Source organism: Conexibacter sp. CPCC 205762, from assembly GCF_030646155.1.
In the GTDB taxonomy this organism is placed as follows: Bacteria; Actinomycetota; Thermoleophilia; order Solirubrobacterales; family Solirubrobacteraceae; genus Conexibacter.
The window spans coordinates 1-1,223 of the sequence record NZ_JAUTDN010000100.1 but is presented as its reverse complement, the minus strand read 5'-3'; the positions used below and the strand labels follow the sequence as shown (position 1 = coordinate 1,223).

Annotated in this window: 1 protein-coding gene; it reads left to right on the top strand. The window is 72.9% G+C overall.

Annotation, left to right across the window (positions count from 1 at the left end; all coding sequences use genetic code 11):
- Positions 1–1,223 (top strand): MDR family MFS transporter (locus Q7L73_RS28585; protein WP_304715802.1); only part of this gene is annotated, 1,223 nt, incomplete at both ends.

Genomic DNA, 1,223 nt, shown 5'->3' with positions numbered 1-1,223 from the left:
GACCTGACGATCGTCAATGTCGCGATCGACACGCTGCAGCGCAGACTCGACGCGAGCGTCTCGACGATCCAGTGGGTCAGCACCGGCTACGCGCTGGCGACGGCGATGACGATCCCCGTCAGCGGCTGGGCGTTCGAGCGCTTCGGCGGCCGGCGCGTGTGGCTGCTGTCGCTGGTCGGCTTCGTCGGCGGCTCGGCGCTGTGCGGCCTGGCGTGGTCGGTCGGCAGCTTGATCGCCTTCCGGATCGTGCAGGGCGTCGCGGGCGGGATGCTGATCCCGCTGGCGCAGACGATCCTCGCCGACGCGGCGGGGCGCGAGCGGATGGCGCGGATCATGCCGTTCATCGCGATCCCCGCCCAGCTCGGGCCGGTGCTGGGCCCGGTCGTCGGCGGGCTGATCGTCAGCAACGTCAGCTGGCGCTGGATCTTCTACGTCAACGTCCCGATCTGCCTGATCGCGATCGTGCTCGCGTGGCGCACGCTGCCGCGGACGACGATCAACCCGGACCGCCGCCTTGACGTCCGCGGTCTCGCGCTGCTCTCGCCGGCGCTCGCGCTGATCGTCTACGGCTTCTCCGCGGCCGGCGCGGCGGGCGGCTTCGGCCACGGGAAGGTGCTCGGGCCGCTGGTCGGCGGCGTCGTGCTGCTGATCGGCTACTGCCTGCACGCGCTGCGCACGTCGGCTGAGCCGCCGCTCAACATCAGGCTGCTGCGGGTCCGCGGGTACGCGAGCTCCTCGGCGCTGATGTTCGTCTCCGGCGTCTCGCTGTTCGGCGCCCTGTTCCTGCTGCCGCTCTACTACCAGCAGGCGCGCGGCGCCTCTGCCGTGGAGGCCGGCTTGCTGCTCGCGCCGCAGGGCGTGGGCGTGATGGTCGGCGCGCTGCTGGCCGGGCGGCTGGTCGCCAAGCTCGGCGTCCGCCTGCCGGCGCTGCTCGGCATGGTGCTGCTGACGGTGGCGACCGCCCTTTACGCCTTCGCCGGCGCGGACACCAGCGAGGTGCTGCTGAGCGTCGCGCTGGTCGTGCGCGGCGCCGGGCTCGGCCTGACGCTCGTCCCCGTCATGACCGCCTCCTACATGGGCCTGCCGCACGCCGCGATCCCAGCGGCGACGACGGGCGTGCGGATCTTCCAGCAGATCGGCGGTGCGCTGGGGACCGCGATCCTCGCCGTGATCCTCCAGCACGCGCTGAAGGGCGCATCCGGGCCGGAGGGGGTCGCCGACGC